The 18,493-nt window shown below is 60.4% G+C and carries 20 protein-coding genes; 10 read left to right on the top strand and 10 right to left on the bottom strand.

Annotation, left to right across the window (positions count from 1 at the left end; translation table 11 throughout):
- Nucleotides 1–40: 40 nt before the first annotated feature.
- From HX805_RS14170 to HX805_RS14155, 4 genes are read right to left on the bottom strand one after another with little or no spacing between them, the layout of a single operon-like run.
- On the bottom strand, nt 41–1,255 hold the full coding sequence (locus HX805_RS14170; RefSeq protein ID WP_003214526.1) for an MFS transporter: 1,215 nt from the start codon (nt 1,253–1,255) through the stop codon (nt 41–43).
- Nucleotides 1,256–1,260: 5 nt separating this feature from the next.
- On the bottom strand, nt 1,261–1,590 hold the full coding sequence (locus HX805_RS14165) for a hypothetical protein (RefSeq protein ID WP_102368490.1): 330 nt from the start codon (nt 1,588–1,590) through the stop codon (nt 1,261–1,263).
- A 2-nt stretch (nt 1,591–1,592) separates the two neighbouring features.
- A complete protein-coding gene (locus HX805_RS14160) occupies nt 1,593–2,156 on the bottom strand; it encodes an isochorismatase family protein (protein WP_177116965.1) in 564 nt (187 codons plus the stop codon).
- 28 nt (nt 2,157–2,184) lie between these two features.
- Nucleotides 2,185–2,634: a MarR family winged helix-turn-helix transcriptional regulator gene (locus HX805_RS14155; RefSeq protein WP_003214523.1), complete on the bottom strand. Its 450-nt coding sequence runs from the start codon at nt 2,632–2,634 to the stop codon at nt 2,185–2,187.
- 99 nt (nt 2,635–2,733) lie between these two features.
- On the opposite strand from HX805_RS14155, the gene HX805_RS14150 reads away from it, so the two are divergent.
- Together HX805_RS14150 and HX805_RS14145 are read left to right on the top strand one after the other, a co-directional pair.
- Nucleotides 2,734–2,976 carry a hypothetical protein gene (locus HX805_RS14150; protein ID WP_177021312.1) on the top strand — a complete coding sequence of 81 codons (243 nt, stop codon included), beginning with the start codon at nt 2,734–2,736 and terminating at the stop codon, nt 2,974–2,976.
- A gap of 58 nt (nt 2,977–3,034) precedes the next feature.
- Complete coding sequence (locus tag HX805_RS14145; RefSeq protein WP_177116964.1) at nt 3,035–4,138, top strand: beta-eliminating lyase-related protein; 1,104 nt, start codon at nt 3,035–3,037, stop codon at nt 4,136–4,138.
- Between the two features lie 32 nt (nt 4,139–4,170).
- Here HX805_RS14145 and HX805_RS14140 read toward each other — a convergent pair whose 3' ends face one another.
- Entirely contained in the window at nt 4,171–4,563 is a 393-nt protein-coding gene (locus HX805_RS14140) for a tautomerase family protein (RefSeq protein ID WP_003214522.1), read from the bottom strand.
- 107 nt (nt 4,564–4,670) lie between these two features.
- Here HX805_RS14140 and HX805_RS14135 point away from each other — a divergent pair, with 107 nt between their 5' ends.
- Nucleotides 4,671–5,534 carry a LysR family transcriptional regulator gene (locus HX805_RS14135; RefSeq protein WP_177116963.1) on the top strand — a complete coding sequence of 288 codons (864 nt, stop codon included), beginning with the start codon at nt 4,671–4,673 and terminating at the stop codon, nt 5,532–5,534.
- Nucleotides 5,535–5,538: 4 nt separating this feature from the next.
- Here the strand turns inward: HX805_RS14135 and HX805_RS14130 are convergent, their stop codons facing one another.
- On the bottom strand, nt 5,539–6,528 hold the full coding sequence (locus HX805_RS14130) for an AraC family transcriptional regulator (RefSeq protein WP_177116962.1): 990 nt from the start codon (nt 6,526–6,528) through the stop codon (nt 5,539–5,541).
- Nucleotides 6,529–6,593: 65 nt separating this feature from the next.
- On the opposite strand from HX805_RS14130, the gene HX805_RS14125 reads away from it, so the two are divergent.
- The 3 genes from HX805_RS14125 (at nt 6,594) to HX805_RS14115 (ending at nt 9,021) form a co-directional block, all read left to right on the top strand.
- Nucleotides 6,594–7,826, top strand: coding sequence for an MFS transporter (locus HX805_RS14125; RefSeq protein WP_177116961.1), 1,233 nt, complete (start codon nt 6,594–6,596; stop codon nt 7,824–7,826).
- 293 nt (nt 7,827–8,119) lie between these two features.
- Nucleotides 8,120–8,497 carry a glyoxalase/bleomycin resistance/extradiol dioxygenase family protein gene (locus tag HX805_RS14120; protein ID WP_177116960.1) on the top strand — a complete coding sequence of 126 codons (378 nt, stop codon included), beginning with the start codon at nt 8,120–8,122 and terminating at the stop codon, nt 8,495–8,497.
- 20 nt (nt 8,498–8,517) lie between these two features.
- Nucleotides 8,518–9,021: a DUF2867 domain-containing protein gene (locus HX805_RS14115; protein WP_177116959.1), complete on the top strand. Its 504-nt coding sequence runs from the start codon at nt 8,518–8,520 to the stop codon at nt 9,019–9,021.
- A 28-nt stretch (nt 9,022–9,049) separates the two neighbouring features.
- On the opposite strand, the gene HX805_RS14110 is transcribed toward HX805_RS14115, so the two are convergent.
- Both HX805_RS14110 and HX805_RS14105 read right to left on the bottom strand, forming a co-directional pair.
- Complete coding sequence (locus tag HX805_RS14110; protein WP_003214516.1) at nt 9,050–9,268, bottom strand: DUF4287 domain-containing protein; 219 nt, start codon at nt 9,266–9,268, stop codon at nt 9,050–9,052.
- Between the two features lie 85 nt (nt 9,269–9,353).
- Nucleotides 9,354–11,027, bottom strand: coding sequence for a M24 family metallopeptidase (locus HX805_RS14105; RefSeq protein ID WP_177116958.1), 1,674 nt, complete (start codon nt 11,025–11,027; stop codon nt 9,354–9,356).
- 77 nt (nt 11,028–11,104) lie between these two features.
- On the opposite strand from HX805_RS14105, the gene HX805_RS14100 reads away from it, so the two are divergent.
- Nucleotides 11,105–12,604, top strand: coding sequence for a PLP-dependent aminotransferase family protein (locus HX805_RS14100; RefSeq protein ID WP_177116957.1), 1,500 nt, complete (start codon nt 11,105–11,107; stop codon nt 12,602–12,604).
- A gap of 199 nt (nt 12,605–12,803) precedes the next feature.
- On the opposite strand, the gene HX805_RS14095 is transcribed toward HX805_RS14100, so the two are convergent.
- Together HX805_RS14095 and HX805_RS14090 are read right to left on the bottom strand one after the other, a co-directional pair.
- Nucleotides 12,804–14,141: an MFS transporter gene (locus HX805_RS14095; RefSeq protein ID WP_177116956.1), complete on the bottom strand. Its 1,338-nt coding sequence runs from the start codon at nt 14,139–14,141 to the stop codon at nt 12,804–12,806.
- Nucleotides 14,142–14,461: 320 nt separating this feature from the next.
- A complete protein-coding gene (locus HX805_RS14090) occupies nt 14,462–16,177 on the bottom strand; it encodes an ABC transporter ATP-binding protein (RefSeq protein ID WP_177116955.1) in 1,716 nt (571 codons plus the stop codon).
- A gap of 601 nt (nt 16,178–16,778) precedes the next feature.
- On the opposite strand from HX805_RS14090, the gene HX805_RS14085 reads away from it, so the two are divergent.
- From HX805_RS14085 to HX805_RS14075, 3 genes are all read left to right on the top strand, one after another.
- Nucleotides 16,779–17,432: a hypothetical protein gene (locus HX805_RS14085; RefSeq protein WP_177116954.1), complete on the top strand. Its 654-nt coding sequence runs from the start codon at nt 16,779–16,781 to the stop codon at nt 17,430–17,432.
- A 266-nt stretch (nt 17,433–17,698) separates the two neighbouring features.
- Nucleotides 17,699–18,178 carry a hypothetical protein gene (locus tag HX805_RS14080; protein WP_177116953.1) on the top strand — a complete coding sequence of 160 codons (480 nt, stop codon included), beginning with the start codon at nt 17,699–17,701 and terminating at the stop codon, nt 18,176–18,178.
- A 12-nt stretch (nt 18,179–18,190) separates the two neighbouring features.
- Nucleotides 18,191–18,433 carry a hypothetical protein gene (locus tag HX805_RS14075; protein WP_177116952.1) on the top strand — a complete coding sequence of 81 codons (243 nt, stop codon included), beginning with the start codon at nt 18,191–18,193 and terminating at the stop codon, nt 18,431–18,433.
- The last annotated feature ends 60 nt before the right edge of the window (nt 18,434–18,493 follow it).

The following is an 18,493-nucleotide window of genomic DNA, read 5'->3' as shown; positions in this document are numbered from 1 at the left end:
GCGAGCCTGCGAAGATCAACTGTGGGAGCTGTGTTGCCCATCACATATTTTTAGGCCGATCCAGCTTGCGCGTCATGGTGTACACCGCCACGCCGGCCGCCAGGATGCCCGAGGCCGCGCCGACCGCCAACGCCCAGCGCGGGCCAAGATGGTCGGCCACCCAGCCCACAATCGGTGCGCCAATCGGTGTGCCGCCCAGGGCCACGCCCACCCGCAGGGCGATTACCCGGCCGCGCATGGAAGGTTCGGTGGTGAGTTGCATCAGGCTGTTGGTGGTGTTGCTGAAGGTCAGGGCGCCCACGCCGATGATCACCAGCGCCCCGGCGAACAACCAATAGTTCGGGGCAATCGCCGCCAGCGTGCAGCCCACCCCGAATACCAGCGCGCCGATCAACAACGCCTTGAAGTGTGGCCGCTCGCGACCGGCTGCGAGCAGCGCCCCGGCAACGGTGCCGATGGCCAGGGTCGACGTCAGCAGGCCATAGCCGCGGGCATCGGCGTGGAACACGGTGACGGCCATGGTCGAGATGAAGATCGGAAAATTCATGCCGAAGGTGCCGATCAAGAACAGCATGATCAGGATCGCCATCAGGTCCGGCCGCGCCCACACATAGCGCAGGCCTTCAGTCAGACTGCCCTTGGTGCGCAGCGCCCGCAGGCTGGTGTGCAGGCCGGAAACCCGCAGCAGAAACAGCGAGGCCAGCACCGCGAAAAAGCTCGCGCCATTGAGCAGGAACGCCCAGCCGGTGCCCACCGACGCGATGGTCACGCCGGCCACCGCCGGGCCAATCATGCGCGCCATGTTGAACGAGGTGGAATTGAGCGCGATGGCATTGGACAGGTCCGCTTCGCCCACCAGCTCTGCCACGAATATCTGCCGCACCGGCGCATCGAAGGCCGAGGCGCAGCCGGACAAAAACGCGAACACATACACGTGCCACAGCTGCACGATGCCGGTCAGGGTAAACACCCCCAGCATCAGCGCCAGCACGCCCATCACGCCCTGGGTGACCATCAGCAGCTTGCGCTTGTCGTAGTGATCGGCGGCGAAGCCGGTCCAGGGCAGCAACAGCAATTGCGGCCCGAACTGCAACGCCATGACGATGCCGACGGCCGACGCGTTATGCGGCGTGAGCTGGGTCAGCACCAGCCAGTCCTGGGCCGTGCGTTGCATCCAGGTGCCGATATTCGACACTAGGGCGCCGGCGGCCCAAATGCGGTAGTTGACGCTGCGCAGCGAGCGGAAAATGCCCATCGAACTCACACCGGCCCTGAGGAATGACCACCGTTGAAGCGCCCGAAATGCTGCGCCAGGAATACACTCAGGGCCAAGGCCCCGAGCCCGAGGGCGAGCACATCAGCGGTGCTTTTGAGGTCGAAGTCCCCAACCCGGCAGACCAGCACGTAGCCGATCACCAGGTTGAGAAAACCCCAGAGCACATTCAGCGTCGAGGAGGACCGCCCCTGGCCGCGCGGCTTGGCAAACGGCGTCTGGAAGGACTGGCCCATCAAGCCACTGAGGCAATGGGGCAGCGCGTTGGCGAGCAATACGCCGCCGAAGAAATAAGACACCAGCTCATGCCATTGCATCGTCACGCACCCCTTGTTGCAAGCAAGCCGATGATCTCTTGCGCGGTGCCGGTTTCCCCGAGCTTCGGGAGTACCTGGTTCAGGCTGTAGTGATGGGCCTCGGCGTTCGCGTCGGTCATGGCATCGACGGCCAGGGTCACGTTGAAGCCGGCCTCGTAGGCCTGGCGCGCGGTGGACTCCACGCCGGTTCCGGTAGCAACGCCGGTGATCACTACTTGAGTCACGCCGAGTGCTTTGAGTTGCGCCTCAAGATCAGTGCTGGCGAAGGCGCCCCAGGTGCGTTTGGTCACCCCTATGTCGCCGGGTTGCTGATCGAGTTCGGGCAACAGGTCGGCCCATCCTGGTGGAAACACATCACTGCGCCGTGGCCGCTCGGTACGCCCGGGGGCGAAGCCTGTGACGTTGACCAGCACCACCGGCATGCCGCGCTCGCGGAACGCGTCGAGCAGTGCACGGGAGCGTTCCACCACGGCGCCGATGGGGTGGATGAACGGGTATTCGGCGATGCCTTTTTGCAAGTCCACGATGATCAGCGCGGTGTTGGGATCCAGCAAGGTGACGGCCATGGGAGGTCCTCGAACGGATAGAAGTGGCTCAAAAGTCGGCGAGGCGCTCCAGCAGCTTTACCGCTGCCGCGAGTTCAGCTTGTTCTTCGGCAGACAGTTGCTCCTGCAGCGCCCGCAACAGCCAATCGTCCTTGGCTGCCCGGCTGGCGATCAGGTGCTTACGAAAGCCGGGAGTCAGCTCGATCAGGGTTTGGCGCCCATCGCTGGGGTCGGGTTTGCCCCTGATCGCTTTCATCGTTTCCAGCCCGGCCACGGTTATGCGCATGGACTGCGGCCGCACGCTCTCCGCCCGGGCCAGGGCCGAGACGGTGCTGGGCCCGTCTCGGTCCAGGCGCAGCAGCACCGACTTCTGGGCGGAAGTGAAATCGTTCGGATGGGTTTGTTCCCGCAGCCGGCGTATCAGCTTGCCCAGGGAGATGCGCAGCTCGGCAGCCAGGGCGGCGGATTGGGTTTCGGAGGTGATGGAAGGTTTGTTCATGCTCGGACATTAGCATGCGTGCAGAAAAACTGTACAGTTTAGCTGTATGAATTTTTTGTCATAAAAGCCCGCGTCAACGGTCCTTTTGCCGAGGCATTTGTGATCCTGGCTGCGCTTGCGTGTGCGACCGGGCAAATCCGGGTGCATTTCTCGGCCATTACCGTCGCCAGCCTGGCCTTCCAGACGGTGGTGTTCTCGTTCCTGAGCCTGCTGGTGTGGTTGCCGGACGAGACGCTGCAGTCATCGTTCATCGTGGGCTCGGTGCTGGTGCTGGTGGGGATTGTGGTGGTGAGTGGGCATGATCTTTTAAGGCTGCGCATGGCCAGCCTCGTCAAGGACTGATACGTTCACCAGGCCGGCCATTCCTGGACGTACTTCCTCCCTGCACAGGCGCTCAACCGTGACATCAGACATTGATGAAGAACGCCGCCTACTCAAGGCGGCCTGCACTGAAGAGATCAATGGGTTTGCAGAGCCCACGCCGGCCCAGTGGTTCCAGGAAATGGCGGACTGGGCACAGGCCAACCATGTGTCCCATGACAACTATGGCAGCGGTGCCTTGATCGAAGGCTTTGAAGCCAAGGTTGCCGAATTGTTGGGCAAGCCCGCGGCAGTGTTCATGCCCAGTGGCGTGATGGCGCAATTGATTGCGCTCAATATCTGGAGTGAGCGACGCCGGCTGCCGCGCTTCGGGATACATGCGTCCTCGCATTTGCAGCTGCACGAAGAGCAGGCGTTCCAGGCCTTGCTGCACTTGCATGGGGTGATGGTGGGCCACCGATTGCGACCGATCCTGGCCGACGACCTCGCAGCGATTGCCGAGCCACTGAGCTGCCTGGTGGTGGAGCTGCCTGCCCGGGAGATCGGTGGGCAACTGCCTGAATGGCATGAACTGGAGGCCTTGAAGGCGACGGCGGCGGCCTCGAATACACCGCTGCATATGGACGGGGCCCGCCTATGGGAAACCCGCGCCTACTACCAGCGCTCTTACGCCGAAATCGCTGAAGGTTTCTCCTCCGTGTACGTCTCGGCCTACAAGGGCCTCGGCGGTATCGCCGGCTCGCTGCTGGCGGGCGACACCGACTTTATCCAGCAGGCCCGCCTGTGGCGTAAACGGCTGGGCGGCACCTTGATAAAGCAGAGCCCGATGGTGGTCTCCACGGCCATGCGCTTTGACCAACGCCTGGGGATGCTGGAGGCCTGCTATCAGCGCGCCCTGCGCCTGGCGACCTGCCTGCAAGCGATTCCCGGCATTCGCACCCTGCCGCGCACGCCTCAGGTGAACATGCTTCACCTGTATTTCGACGCAGACTGCGCGGCACTGCTCAACGCCCGTGATGAGATTACCCGCCAGCACGGGTGTTGGCTGTTCACACACCTGCAACCCACCGAGGTGCCGGGATGGTGCAAGACCGAATGCTATGTGGGGGATCGATTGTTGGGCGTGGATGATGAACGGGTTCTGCAACTGTTCACGGACTTGATGAGCCGCGCATTGACCTGATCGACATGCATGCGCGGCTTTTTCCCGGCCTATCAAGTGTGTTGATAGCGGTACTCCTGAGTCACCCCTTCATAGCCGTAGGCACTGGCCCGGCAGTCGATGATGTGCACATTGGAGTGCGGGTGCAGGTTGCCGATCAACTCCGCCAACAGCGTGTAGGCCTCACGATGAAAACGCGCCTTTTGCGCCTTGGTGTTGGTCTCATCGGTCACGGTGACTTCCAGGCGGAATGCGTTGCGCCCATGTTCGGCCAGCGAGCGGTTATGAATGAACCACTGGTCATGCGGTACAAAATCGAGAATCAGCAAGGTCTGCTCCGGGCGTTTCTCGAGCACTTCACAGGTCAGTGCAGTGAGCTGCGGGACGAGCTGGCGGACCAGTTCGGGATTGCGTTCTCCGGATATTTTCAGGGTGATGCCTGGCATGGCGAATTCCTCGTAAGGGTAGGGTGAGGTGCCAGATTAAGAAAATTATTCGGATCTGAAAAACGGGAAGATATAATGATATCTATCGGAAAAAACGCAGGTTAGACATGCGCCCCTTTGACCTTGAGCAACTGCGCTCCTTCGTCACCATCCTGGAATCCGGCAGCCTTTCGGCGGCCGCGCCCAAGCTGTGCCGTTCCCAGTCCGCGCTCAGTGAGCAACTTCGCAAGCTGGAAACCTTCACCGGCGTGACGCTGCTGGAGCGCGGCAAAAAAGGCGTGAGCCCCACACCTGCCGGGGAGCGCCTGCTGGCACATGCGCGTGAATTGCTCGCGCTGAGTGACTGCGTGCTTGAGGACATGCGCGGCGTGACCTTGAGCGGCGAACTGCGCCTGGCCATCACCGACTATTTTTTGCCGAGCGCCATCGCGGGCATGTTGAAGGGTTTGCGCACGCGATATCCGCAGCTTCGGTTGCATGTTTCGGTGCGCAAGAGCCTGCAAATCGAAAAGGGCGCCAACAGCGGCGAATTCGACATTGGCCTGTCGATGCGCATCCTCGACGGTCGCAGCCTTCCCGAAGGCATTCCCGTACGACGAGAGGCCCTGCGGTGGGTGGCACTCAGTGGGTTCGACGCACAGCACGAACACGTGGCGCCGCTGCCGTTGGTGGTACTTCCCCAGGATTGCAGCTTGCAGCGGTTCACCATCGACCTGTTGGATGCGCGCGGGGTGCCGTATGTCATTGCGCATTCCGCGTCCGGGGTGGCGGGCCTGCAATCGGCACTGCTGGCGGGGCTGGGCGTGGCGTGCCTGAACAGCTCGGCCGTGCCTGCCGGGGCCGAGGCATGCCGGTCGATTCAAACGCTTCCGGCGCTGCCCGATGTCGAGTTCAGCCTGTTACCGCCGCGTCCGGGCGAGGCTTCGCTGGTCAGTGCAGTGCGAGAAATGTTGATCACGCACTTTTCCTAGCGGCTCAAGATCGCCGGCTGGCCCCCGGCGGCTGCCCGGTGACGCGCTTGAATGCCCGGCTGAACGCGGCCTGGGAGTTATAGCCAAGGCGCTGCGCCACGGTTTCAATGGGCAGCCGCTCCAGCGTCAGCCACTGGCTGGCCAGGCGCATCCGCAGTTCGGTGGCGTAGCGCAACGGTGGCGTTCCGATTGTGGTTTGAAAGTGTTGGGCGAACACCGAGCGCGAGGTATGACACTGCGCCGCGAGCTCTTCCACCGTCCAGTCGCGCCCAGGCTGTTGATGCAACGCCAGCAGGGCCTTGGCCAGGCGCGGGTCGCGTAGCGCGGCCACCAGGCCGGACGCATTCCCGCAGGCACATTCGACCCAGCCCCGAACAACCATGGCCGCCACCACGTCCGCCAGGCGCGCCAGTATGCCGGCGAAGCCGATGCGGGCGCTGCTGACTTCACGCTCCATGGCCGCCAGGATCGGCATCAACCCCGGATAACGTTGGCCCTTGGCGTCGATCAGCATCAGGTCCGGCATCAGGCGGCCAAGGCCGTGCAAACTCCCCAGTTCAAACTCCATGCAGCCGCTGAAGAGCAGGGTGCTTTGAGCCACGCCTGCATCGGTGCGGGCATCCACGGCACACACCGCATCGCCGAGGGCTGCGGCGTTGAAGCTGTCGATGTCCTGCACCGGCACCTCCGGGCTGGAGAGCAACTGATGGGCGCCCCCGTGGGAGATGAACACGGCGTTGCCCGGCGTCAGTTCGTACTGCGTGCCGTCCTCGGTACGCAGGGTGACGCCGCCGGCGGCGACAAGGTGGAAGTACGCATGCCCGGGTTTGGCCGCAAAGCCCAGGCCAAACGCCGGCCCGGCCTGGATACGGCGGTACTCGACGCCCCGCAGGCGCATGCCGCGCAACAGCTCGTTGATGAGGTCAGAGGACACGTCGAACGGTTCTGGAGGCATCATTTTCGGGGTTTCGGTAAAGGATTCAAGATTTTGCATCATAGATCATCCTGCCCTGCGTACCTAGACTGGCGGTCGCGATAACTTTTGGAGGGTGACCAGTGATGAGCAGTTGTGTGTGTGACGCCGTAACCGGTGCAGATGCAGCGCCCGCGACACCGGCCTGGATGGCGGTGTTTTCGTTGGCGATGGGCGTGTTCGGATTACTCACGGCGGAGTACCTGCCGGCCAGTTTGTTGACGCCGATGGCGGCCGAACTCGGCGTCTCGGAAGCCTTGGCAGGGCAGGCGGTGACAGTCACGGCGGTGGTGGCGTTGTTCGCCGGGTTGCTGGTACCGGGCCTGACCCGTGGGATCGACCGGCGCGTGGTGCTGTTGTGCTTCAGCGCACTGATGATCTGCTCCAACCTGCTGGTGGCGGTCTCGTCGAGCCTCACGGTGTTGCTGCTGATGCGCGTCCTGCTGGGCATCGCCCTGGGTGGCTTCTGGAGCATGGCGGCGGCGGTGGCGATGCGGCTTGTACCGGCGGCACTGCTGCCGCGTGCCTTGTCGATCATCTTCAGCGGCATCGCGGTGGGCACTGTCGTGGCGGTGCCGCTGGGCAGCTTTTTGGGAGGGCTGTACGGCTGGCGCAGCGCGTTTCTCGCCGCCGCCGCAGTGGGCGGCGTGACCCTGGTGTTCCAGCTGTTCACCCTGCCGCCGCTCGCACCCCGCAGGACCGCCCGCTTGAGGACGGTGCTGGAAGTGCTGTTGCGTCCGGGCATTGCCGTGGGCATGTTGGGGTGCGTGCTGGTGCACACCGGGCACTTTGCGCTGTTCACCTATATCCGGCCATTCCTGGAAAGCACCACTGGCGTCGATGCCGAGGGGCTGGCGTTGATGTTGCTGGGATTCGGTGTTGCGAACTTTGCCGGCACGCTGCTGGCCGGCTGGCTGCTGGTGCGTCTGCCGCGTGGAACATTGGTGCTGATGCCCGCGCTGGTGGGCGTTGCGGCGCTCGCCCTGGCGCTGTTGCCGGCAACCGTGACCGGCCAGGTGTGGTTGTTGATGCTCTGGGGCCTGGCGTTTGGCGGGGTGCCGGTGGCCTGGTCGAACTGGGTGGCGCGGGCAGTGCCTGACCAGGCCGAAAGCGCCGGGGGCATGGTGGTGGCTTCAGTGCAGTCGGCGATTGCAGCCGGGGCGGCGGCAGGCGGCGCGATGTTCAGTTTCAGTGGTATCGGCGGGGTCTTTGTCGCGGCAGGTATCTTGATGCTGTTGGCGGCACTGTTGATTGCGCTGAAGGTGAAGGTTGAAGCGCCTCCACAAGGTGCAGAGGCGGGGCCGGTGTTTCATCTCTGAAACCGTGTTAGAGGCAGGGGGTGAGAATAAACGCATGCGCTTCGCCCCCTTCAGTCCGCTTGTTCAATCCTGCTGGTTTTGGGCTAAGGTCCGACTCCGAGCAATCGTAGATGAACGACCGCCTGCTGATCATTGCCCGGCAACGACCCTCGTATCTCTCTTTACTTCGGTAGCTACGCAAAATAACCTCTGCCTCGCAGGCACCGTCCTGCTCCTTCAGGTTTGGCAAGGCGCTTCACACTCACCAGCACCGCCTGGCAGGTGTCATGGTGCTTGCACGTTGAGGTTCTGCGATGAGCGCAGTCGTTGATCATGGCGTCCGTTTCGGACGAATTGCAGTAACGCTTCCCGTAAAGGACATGGGCAGGGCCCATGATTTTTACACCAGGGTCCTGGGGTTTACGAAAGCCTTCGAAAATGGAAACCCGATCGGCTTCATGATTCTGCAGCGCGACCACGGCGAGCTGCATTTGACCTTGCAACCCAACCATCCAGCTGCCGCGTTCACGATTGCCCACCTGATGGTGGACGATGTCGACAGGCTGCACGCCGCTTGCGTGCAGCATGGGGCGAGGATCATCAAGCGCCTCAAGGATCAGGATTACGGGTTGCGGGCGTTTGTGTTCGAAGACCCGGACGGGAATCGTATTGATGTAGGTCAGCCGCTCTAACCGAGCAATCAGGGAAGATAATGTTGACGACTACCGATGTTGTTCACACGCTGCGTGCACCGTCAGAGCTTGATTACTACGACACCCGGTCAGCCCCGCTGCCTACTGAAATCACCGCGCTGGATGCCTGGAACATCATGACCGGCGAACCGGGGCCGTTGATGCAGGTGGCTTTCCGAATCAGGGATGCCATTTCCTCGTTGTTTGGTGTGAAGTGCATCGGTGGGTTCTCCGGCACCTTGCGCGAGGCTGTGCAGGTCGGCGACCGGCTGGACTTCTTCCTCGTGGAACGCAGCGCGCCCGACATGCTGGTGCTGACCGAGCGTGACCGGCACCTGGATGTGATGATCTGCCTTTCAATCGCTGACCGTGTACTCACGATCACCTCGTCGGTTGTCACCCATAACACCTATGGGCGCCTCTACATGCTGCCAGTGGGGCCAGCGCACAAACTCATTGTGAATGCTCACCTACGACGACTTGAACGAACGCTGCAAGAGACAGCCGCAACGCCCGGCGGGTAGGCACGTTCACCGCCCGCCGGGAGGTGGATCAATTGCCTTTTTCAGCCGCCAAGAAGTACGCAACCAACGCATTGGCGTGACCATGGCCCATGCCGTGTTCAGTCTTGAGCAAGGCCACAAGCTCCATATGCTTCCTGGAACTTGCGGCCTTGAGCAGATCCAGCCAGTGGCTAATGGGTTGCCCATAGTTTTTTTCGATGGAGGGGAAGTACGACGCTGGCCCTTTTGTTTTTGTGTCGTCGGTCATGATGCAAACTCCCTTTTTGCTGAGGTGATAATGCCCGGATAACGTTACCGCTCTGGACTCACCGGGTCCACCGTACGGCCCGTCCCTACACGCCCCCGTTGGCCTCGCCAATCAGAATATCCTCGAAGAACGCCCCGACCGGTTGTGTGGGATGGCAGATCTGTATCTCCAGCACCCAGACCATCTCGCTCGGTACGATCTCGACTTCAGCCAGCTTGTCCTGCCCGAACAGGGCATGCGGGAAGTCGGCGATGCGGTGTCCGGCCAGGTTGCGCTCAAGGCGCCAGCCCTTGGAGAGGGCGCTACCCTCAGCGAAGTCGTACAGTTCGCGCCCGGTCAGCCCACGGTGCCAGGCATCGCGGGTCTCGTCGAACACTTCATGCAGGGCCTTCGTGCAAGCGTCATGCAATGGGTGCTCGCCGAATACGAAGGTGTCGCCATAGTCGCCTTCATAGCCATCCCACACCGGGCCAAGGTCCACCACGGCGATGTCGGTGGCGCGGAGCTTGCGCAGCAGGTCGATGCCTTGGCGGGGTGTGCGGACGGTGTCTTCGCCAAAGCGGATATAGGTGGGATGCCAGGTGTGAGACGCGCCCATGGCCTGCAATGTCTCACTGGCCATTGCGAGGGCTTGCGCCGTGGTCATGCCGACTTTCAATTGGTCGGCGATGGCGGCGAGGGCCCTGACCGTTTGCTCGCGGGCCGCGAGCATGCCGTCCAGCGAGTAGCGCGGGCCGACTTTTTCCAGCACCGGGTGTCGCGTGTTGAGCGACTCCGCTGGCGTCAATGCACCGCTGGGGACGAAGGCTTCGGCGACAAAACGATGCGCCTGCGCACCCGCCGCCAGGCAGGCTTCGCGGGCCTGGTTGATCATCGTGCTATTGCCGCAGGCGTAGATTTGGCTCTCGGCCCAGTCATGGGGCTGTGTCAACGCGACCTGCTGTACGCGGGCGTCTGCCGACAAAACCCGATGCCAGAGAAAGCGTGGATGGGCCTGGCTGGCCCGTTCGAGAAACTCGACGTCGTAGAAGTCCGCCGGGGCCGAGTTACCCCAATACAGGGTGACCTCGGCCTGGCGGGCCAGGGCCGTCAGCAACAAGGGCTTGATACCGGCATAACCGGTCCCGGTAGCGAACAGCACAACAGGGCGCCCATCGTCGTGTTGCCAGGTGCAGGCGCCCACGGGGCCTTCGAGTTTCACGGCATCGCCCACTTGCAGGGTCGGCAGGATGCGTTCGGAAAACAGGCCGCCGCTGACCTGGCGAATATGAAATACCAACCGGCCTTGATCCTGCGCGGGCAGATTGGCCACGGAGAAACAGCGGCTGTCGCCATCGTCGAGGCGAAACCTGAGGTACTGGCCGGCCCGGACTTCGAGTGGCTGGGCAGTCAGCAACACCAGCTCGACGATGTCGGCGCTCAACGCGCGTTTGCTGATCACCTGTGCGCTGGCTTCCAGCGCGGGCGTGTCCAGTGACCAGCCGGGGATTTCCAGGCGCATGTCGCTGCAGGCATGGCTCTGGCACAGCAACATCTCGTCAGCCGCGAGCGGATAAGAAGGGGCAGGGGTGTCGGGTGTGCGCAGCTTTTCCCGGTGCTGGCCCGACACCACCTTGACCTTGCACGACCCGCAGGCGCCGCGCCGGCAGGAAAAGGGTACGGCGAGACCGCTGGCCAGCATGGCGTCGAGCAGCAATTGATCGGCAGCTTCGAAGGATTTGCCCGAGGGCAACAATTCAACGACATGGCGGTTTTGCATAAACACCTCGGGGCAATTGAGGCTCGATTGTTGCGGTAGACTAGGACCAGGAGAACCTCCAGTTTTGGATAATTCATATGGTCCAGCTTCGCAAATGGCGCCCGTTGCTCAAACTCGATGGGGCGCAGCCGCAGGCGTCCTACAGAAAGATCGTCGAGGGCCTGGTGAGTGCGATTGTCGAGGGCCGCCTGCGCCCCGGAGCGCTGTTGCCCGGCACGCGGGAGATGGCGCAACTGCTGGACGTCAACCGCAAGACGGTGATCCTTGCCTACGAGGAGGCGGTGACCAAGGGCTGGCTGGTCAGCCTTCAACGTCGCGGTACCTTCGTCAGTTCGCAGCTGGCGACAGGCGCGGTGCCGGCCACCCGCGCCCCGAAGTCGTTTGCCCCGGCATTGCGGGAGGTGCCTGCGGCGGCCTATTTCACCCCGGGCGAACAGGTGACAGCCCTGCAACACCGGCCCGGCGCGCTGTTTTTCGACAATGGCGCCTGTGACCATCGCTTGCTGCCGCAAGCCGTGCTGCACCGCTATTACCGCAATGCCTTGCGCAACAGCTTTACCACCAACACCGTGCGCCATGGCAGCGAAGGCAGCGGCCAGTACCTGCGCAACGCCCTGGCCGAAATGTTGCGCCACAATCGCGGCCTGACGGTCGGCGCGCCGCAGATTTGCCTGACCCAAGGCGTGCAGATGTCGCTGTACCTGACCGCCAGCGCGCTGCTCAAACCCGGTGATGTGGTGGTGGTCGAACGCCTGAGTTACCCACCGGCCTGGGAGATTTTCCGCCAGTTGGGCGCGCAACTGGTCACCGTGGACCTGGACGACGAAGGTTGCCGGGTCGACCAACTCGCCGAGCTGTGCCGCCTGCATGACGTACGGATGATGTACGTCACCCCCCATCACCAGTTTCCTACCACCGTCAGCCTGCGTGCCGGACGTCGCCAGCAGCTCCTGGAACTGGCCCGGCTGCATGACTTCTGCATCATCGAGGAAGACTACGACCACGAGTATCACTTTGCCGGACGGCCCTATTTGCCCCTGGCCAGTGACAGCGCCCAGCGTCATGTGATCTACATCGGCTCGCTGTCCAAGTCCCTGGGCAGCACCTTCCGTTGCAGCTATATCGTTGCACCGTCGAACCTCATCGAAGTGCTTGAGCGTACGGCGGCGGTGAGCCTGGGCCAGGGCGATGCCGTGATGCAGCGGATGCTCGCGGACCTGATCAACGATGGCGAATTGAAGAAGCACCTGCGACGGGTTTCCAGGGAATACCGTCGGCGTCGGGAGACCCTGCTCAGTTGTTTGCTGGAAGCTTTTGGCGAGCAGATCTCTGTGCAGGAACCCGAAGGCGGGCTGGCGTTGTGGGTAAGGTTCGCCGACTCAATCGACGTCGACCGACTGGCCGAAAAAGCGCTGGAGCTGGACCTGGTGGTGCGCAGCGGTCGCCTGTTTTCACCGTTTGATCATCCTGAAAATGCCTTGCGCCTGGGCTTCGCCTCGCTCAATTCGGAGGAAATCCGCGTCGCCACGCAGCGTTTGGCTCAGGCGGCGCGGGCGATTGGGGAAGTGGCTAAATAGTTACGCCGGCTGACGCCCACACTGTTCAGTCCGGAAGTGGAGATCTAACAAGCAAAGAAAAACCAGTGTGGGAGCGGGCTTGCTCGCGAATGCGGTGGGCCAGTCAGCACATTTTTCACTGACAGACCGCATTCGCGAGCAAGCCCGTTCCCACAGTTGATCTTTGTTGGATTGGGCATTGCGTTCACACCAGCCGAACCTAGCGCGACAACACCGGCGCTGCGCCTTTTTCCTCCACGCCCACCTCATGCAGCGAAATCCGCGACGTCTCCGGCAACGCCAACCCGCCCGCCAACGCCAGCACCGCCACCGCAATCAGATAAAACGCCGGCGACAGGTTGCTGCCGGTGGTACTGATCAACCACGTCGCCACCAACGGCGCCGTACCGCCAAAGATCGTGTACGCCATGTTGTAGGTAATCGCCGAAGCCGTATACCGAGTGCGTGTCGGAAAGGTCTCCGACAACAACGCCGCCGTCACCACCCCACACAGCACCGCGCCCACCGCCAGCAACATCACCCCCACCACCGATGCCGCGAACGACCCGGAACTGGCCATCAGGAACGACGGGTACACCACCACAATCAACAACACACACGCCGTCATCACCGTGACCCGACGCCCCATCCGATCCGAATACAACCCCGCCAGCGGGCAGATCGCCGCCGCGAAAATCAGCGCAATCAGCGACACCAGCAACGCCACCGCCCGACTCAAGCCACCCGCCACCTGCAGATACGTCGCGAAGTAGGTGGTAAACATATAAAACGACAACGCCGTAAGCGACACAAAAGCGCCCAGGCAACAGATCGCCGCACCATGGTTGCGCAAGGTTTCCTTGAGGGGAGAGTGCGCGACCGCGTGCTCCTGCTTCACCGCCTGGAAGGCCGGCGTCTCATCCAGCTTCCAGCGCAGGTAAAGCCCCACCAGCCCCAGCGGCGCAGCGATCAGGAACGGCAAGCGCCAGCCCCAGCTGCCCATTGCCTCGGCGGACAGCGAAGCCTCCAGGGCGTACGCCACCACGGCCGCCGCAGCGAACGCAGAAAACGTCGACACCGGCACAAAACTGCCATACCAGGCGCGCTTGTCACTGGGCGCGTGCTCCATCAGATAGGCACAGGCCCCGGCGTATTCGCCCCCGGCGGAAAAACCCTGGGCGCAGCGGATCAACGACAACAGAATCGGCGCCGCCACGCCGCTGGCGGCGTAGGTGGGCAGCAGGCCGATCAGCGTGGTGGCGCCGGCCATCAGCAAAATCGTCATGGCCAGCGTGCGTTTGCGCCCGATCCGGTCGCCGAGCATGCCAAAGAAAATCCCGCCCAGGGGCCGGAAGGCGAAGGCCACCGCGAACACCGCAAAGGTCTTCAGCAACGCCGCGCTGGCGTCACCGCTGGGGAAGAATTGCTGGGCGATGGTGGTGGCGAGAAAGCCGTAGACGGCGAAGTCGAACCACTCCACGAAGTTACCGATGCCGGCGGCGATGATCACTCTGCGCAGGGTTTGGGGGCTGACCTGGTCGGTGGATGGGCTCGTCATGGGGGAAGGCCTCGGCGGTGGTAAGGGGATGCTTGATTATCGGGGGCGGGGATTGGGCGGCGGGGCTCAAAAGAGTCGTCCGCGTAGTCAGTAGCGACTGGGTGGGAGTGATGCAGGCAGGATTTGGGCCAGGTAAGGCAGGGAGCTATCCAGAGAAGGGGTGGGTGATTTCTACGCAAGGACCACAACGGAAAAGGGGGCATTTATTAGATCAAAAATAAATGCCCCCTTTTCCGTCCCGTATTGAGACCTACGCGACCTGAGAGGAATAGGGGTCTGACTCCTATTTCATTCTTAGCGTACAAAGCCGTTTCAGTAACTTAATGCCCTGAAACCGGCTCTTCCTCCTGAACTTTGCGTATGACGTTGGAGACCGACTCCAGAGCCACCAGGTCTTGCCACTTGCCATCTGCAACGATTCTGCCCGTGTCGAAGACGATGACTCGATCAAAGTGATTGAGCACAGTGAAATCGTGGGTTACACAGATCAGACTTTTATCGGCAAAGCAGGTGAAGAGTGCATCCCAGATTAACGAGGCGCCCTGGGGATCAACGGATGAGGTCGGCTCATCGAATATGTTGAAATTCCCAGGTCTTAGCAGCACGCGTAGAAGCGAAAGCTTTTTTGCTTCGCCACCGGAAATACTGGTCGCGTCTTGATTTATCGTTCGAACAGGCAATTCGTCAAACAGATGCTGGATATTAAGCTGCGCCGCGACGCTGCTAAATGTCGAGTTGAACGAGCCATGAAAAAAAACAGCGTCTGCCAGGTTGCCTGATAAAAACTTCGGAGTTTGGGGGCAATACCGAATGAGCCGAAAATGTTCCTCTTCAGCGATTGACTCTAGCGCGGTCTGTCCTATCCGGACGGTGAGCCCGGGACGCTGCTTCACGCCCACGAGCAGTTCCACAAAGGTTGATTTTCCGGAGCCACTTGCCCCAACGACGGCAAGATGCTCACCGGGGCGCACTTCGATGGCCTGTTGAATGACTAATGAAACTCCCTCGGCGATCAGTGCAGTGGAGGCGGGGTAAATCAAGCTGTCAGAATCCGAGGGCAAGCTCTCGGTCTTACCCTTGAAGCTTTGCTCGCGCAGAATCGATCGAAACTTGGCGTAGTCCGAAGAGAATTGATCGGCGAAACGATAGACCTCTCCGATGCTGAACACCGTGTTGAAAAACATCGTGGATAAGGTAAACAAGACGACAAAGTCGCCAACCGTCAGTTCGGACACCGAAGCCTGTCTTACAAAGATGCCGTACCCGATCACTGTGCTGCTGGTCAGGGTTAAGAAAAGTGCCCTTGACGCCCCTAGTACCGCAGCGGAATATCCGACTTTTGTGGCGGCATCCGCGTACTGGTAAAACGTATCGAACAGGGGTTTCAGCCCCGATTCCTGGGCCCGCTCCAGCCTTATCTGTTTACCCGCCTGAATCGTGTTTGCAAATACTCCCGCCTGTTCATCTTCGGCGTCATTGACCGCATCGATATGAGCGCGACGCCACGTGATCAAGTAGTGGGTCAATGCCAGGTAGACGCCGGAAAGTGCAAGCACAAGCGCCAGGAACACAATATTCGCAATCCATACCAGCCACGCCGAAATCACGATGAACTCGATGCAAAGCGGCAAAATAGTGATCAGCGCATAGTTAAGAATTCGCTCGCTGGCTTGTATGCCGCGTTCAATCGATTTGAGCATCTTGCCGATATTGATCGATGAGAACAGGTCGAAGTGCTTGGTGAATATCTCGCGAACCCATCGAATCGAAACATCGCTGAGCCCTTTTTGAATAAAACGGGTCAAATAATACCCCTGAATAGGGATAAGAATAACGTTAATAACGCCGACGCAGATAAACCCCAACAGATACAAGGCCGTCTCTGAATCCAAGGTGTGCTGGGTAAAGGTATCTACTACGCGCCCGATGATAATCGCCGGCATTATGGTTGCCACTTTGGATAGGATGACAATAACCATCACTAGCCAGAACAGCCTCTTATGACGGTAAAGTGCGTGTTTAAAATCCTCAAGCATGACCCGCCTCCTCAGTTGCTCTCGTTAATTGTGTTCAAGCAAAACGTTGTTGGGTACCACGAGAGAAAAGAGTAGGGGGCAGCCCCCGTTTTCAATAATGGTGGTCTGACCCCTATTTAAAAATGTGGGCGCAGGCTATCCCAGTTCACACTAGCCTCCAATACCAACTTCGCTATTATTTATGCATATCCCAAGAGAAAAATATTCTATGAGACTACTCTATAAATTTTCACATGTTGTGCCTCATGGGGCGTGAATTCAGGAACTCTCAGGATATTCCAATCAACTTGCCGCATGGCGTTGTCACGTCGTGACTTTCCCGGCACGGGCCACTATTTGCCAAGAAAATACTTCATGACGCAGTTCTCTATTTTCTACTGCGCAGTTGATACCAGCCCTTCACCGTTCTCCCGTCAGGCACGTCACCACGCTTTCGCAGCTCGCGTTAATCGCCAGCTGCAAGACCCAAACGGCGCAGACACAAGAGAAGAATAGGGGGCAGACCACGTTTTCAATAATGGTGGTCTGACCCCTATTTCTGCATTTATTATCTGAGGTCGTACCAACGACCGAAGTTGTCGAAGTGGGATTACTTTTGAGCATGGGGCCGCTGATGCAGGGAAAAACGTTCGAGATAGTGCGAACAGATCAAATCCACGAAATTGTTTCGCCAACCGTAGAGTCACTTTTACAGCCGTTAGGATTCGAAGTTCAGGGCCCGCTGTCCTGGCTTCGTAGCGTCGATGCTCCGATTCGCCAACTCTTTCGCCTTGAACAGTGGAAAGGCGGCGCGCTAGCGCCGTCATGGGCTCTGTCACTGGACTTCGTTCCCCACCTTTCCGGCAATGAAATCAAATGGCACAGGACGTCAAAATCGGCACGACCTGATCTGACTTTCGATGTGCGCGATCGAGCGTTTGATATCTCATGCAGCTACGGACCTGATGCCATAGCAACCAGCGCACCCAATATCCTCCGGGCTGCCATTCCAAAAGCTGAATCGTTTTGGGACGAGGCTCGTTCGATAGCCGACCTGCCTGGTGCTTTCGAGCGGGTCAAGCAGCATTTGTCGACGGGTGGCCTGGGTTTCTACAACTACATACAACATCCTCTTGCATACGCGTTTGTATTGGCCATGAACGGCAAGCCCGACACAGCCGAAGAAGAGTTTCAACGCTATTCACAGCGTCTTTCAGAGGCGGCTCGAAAAAAACTCCGCAAGCTATTCATTGATGCAGGCGGTCACCTTGGCTAAGTGAGTACGACTTTTTCAACAGCATCGGCCAGAAGCGGCCTTTCGAGGAAAATAGCCGGCGGCCATTTCTGGCATTTCGCGGAGATAGAATAGCGGCCAGGTTCGTAGAATCGCAGGGTAGTTCGTCGAAAGCACCGAATTCGACAATTATTATGTCCGTCAGCACCTTACGGCGCGCAACACACCTTGCCAGCCAGGTGAAATGATTTGAATCCGGCGCACGCCTTCTAGACAATCCCCGCCTTTGGCTCGAAAGGATGCGTGCGATGAAGTTCGAAGGGACTTTCCAATACATGGGCAATCACGGGATCGTGTTCAACGTCTCGCAGATCACCCTCACCGACAGCGAACGCGGACGCCTGGGCGAGCTGCATTTTGGCGAAGCGAAAAGCGCCCACTACGAGGTCAACCGCAAAGTCGTCGAGGTGTACGACAAGATGCTGGCCAAGAACCTGCCGTGCCTGATGATGATCGGCATCTCCAAGCCGCTGACCCGGCAACAGGGCGACGTGCTCAACGCCCAACGCACTAAAATCGCCAACCTTGCGGCCTCGGCTTTCGCTGGCGCCACCTCTTACGTAGCGTCCCCTTACGTGGGCGCCCCTGTCGGCGCTGGAGTGCGCATGTACGTGAATGACACCCTGCCCACCTATCATGCAGGCGACATACTGGTCAGCATCGAAGCGCAGGTGAGCGGCGGCATCGGCCCGCAACGCAGTGCCTCGACACTGATCATCAAGACCTGACGGGAGAAATACATGTCTGACATTACCCAGCTGGTCGTTGCCCTGGTGCTGTTCTTTCTGCTTGATCGGTTTATCAAGTCGTACCCGCTTCGCAAATGGCTAGGGGTGCTGTTGGCAGCGATGGGGGCGGTCGGCTGCGTGGCTGTGAGCCAAATCCGTTTGTTTGGGTTTGACCTGGGGCTGCTGTCGATCTTTGCCGTTGCACTGGGGGTGGGGTTGTTCCTGAAGCGGCGGCGGTTCGAGCCGATTGGTTGAAGGATGGCAGGAGTTTCCCCACGCCCGGCAGTAAAAAGGGACGGACTGATCTGAAAAGAT

The organism is Pseudomonas sp. G5001 (genome assembly GCF_013385475.1).
Classification (GTDB): domain Bacteria; phylum Pseudomonadota; class Gammaproteobacteria; order Pseudomonadales; family Pseudomonadaceae; genus Aquipseudomonas.
The sequence above is the reverse complement of the archived record's forward strand: the minus strand, read 5'-3'. Positions and strand labels throughout refer to the sequence as shown.

Coding starts and splice junctions, on each gene's coding strand:
- HX805_RS14130 (WP_177116962.1), bottom strand. CDS start 6,528: ATGCAAAATCTTGAATCCTTTACCGAAACCCCGAAAATGATGCCTCCA.
- HX805_RS14105 (WP_177116958.1), bottom strand. CDS start 11,027: ATGCAAAACCGCCATGTCGTTGAATTGTTGCCCTCGGGCAAATCCTTC.
- HX805_RS14160 (WP_177116965.1), bottom strand. CDS start 2,156: ATGGCCGTCACCTTGCTGGATCCCAACACCGCGCTGATCATCGTGGAC.
- HX805_RS14100 (WP_177116957.1), top strand. CDS start 11,105: ATGGTCCAGCTTCGCAAATGGCGCCCGTTGCTCAAACTCGATGGGGCG.
- HX805_RS14120 (WP_177116960.1), top strand. CDS start 8,120: ATGAGCGCAGTCGTTGATCATGGCGTCCGTTTCGGACGAATTGCAGTA.
- HX805_RS14125 (WP_177116961.1), top strand. CDS start 6,594: ATGAGCAGTTGTGTGTGTGACGCCGTAACCGGTGCAGATGCAGCGCCC.
- HX805_RS14115 (WP_177116959.1), top strand. CDS start 8,518: ATGTTGACGACTACCGATGTTGTTCACACGCTGCGTGCACCGTCAGAG.
- HX805_RS14095 (WP_177116956.1), bottom strand. CDS start 14,141: ATGACGAGCCCATCCACCGACCAGGTCAGCCCCCAAACCCTGCGCAGA.
- HX805_RS14140 (WP_003214522.1), bottom strand. CDS start 4,563: ATGCCAGGCATCACCCTGAAAATATCCGGAGAACGCAATCCCGAACTG.
- HX805_RS14155 (WP_003214523.1), bottom strand. CDS start 2,634: ATGAACAAACCTTCCATCACCTCCGAAACCCAATCCGCCGCCCTGGCT.
- HX805_RS14075 (WP_177116952.1), top strand. CDS start 18,191: ATGTCTGACATTACCCAGCTGGTCGTTGCCCTGGTGCTGTTCTTTCTG.
- HX805_RS14080 (WP_177116953.1), top strand. CDS start 17,699: ATGAAGTTCGAAGGGACTTTCCAATACATGGGCAATCACGGGATCGTG.
- HX805_RS14090 (WP_177116955.1), bottom strand. CDS start 16,177: ATGCTTGAGGATTTTAAACACGCACTTTACCGTCATAAGAGGCTGTTC.
- HX805_RS14135 (WP_177116963.1), top strand. CDS start 4,671: ATGCGCCCCTTTGACCTTGAGCAACTGCGCTCCTTCGTCACCATCCTG.
- HX805_RS14170 (WP_003214526.1), bottom strand. CDS start 1,255: ATGGGCATTTTCCGCTCGCTGCGCAGCGTCAACTACCGCATTTGGGCC.
- HX805_RS14165 (WP_102368490.1), bottom strand. CDS start 1,590: ATGCAATGGCATGAGCTGGTGTCTTATTTCTTCGGCGGCGTATTGCTC.
- HX805_RS14085 (WP_177116954.1), top strand. CDS start 16,779: ATGGGGCCGCTGATGCAGGGAAAAACGTTCGAGATAGTGCGAACAGAT.
- HX805_RS14110 (WP_003214516.1), bottom strand. CDS start 9,268: ATGACCGACGACACAAAAACAAAAGGGCCAGCGTCGTACTTCCCCTCC.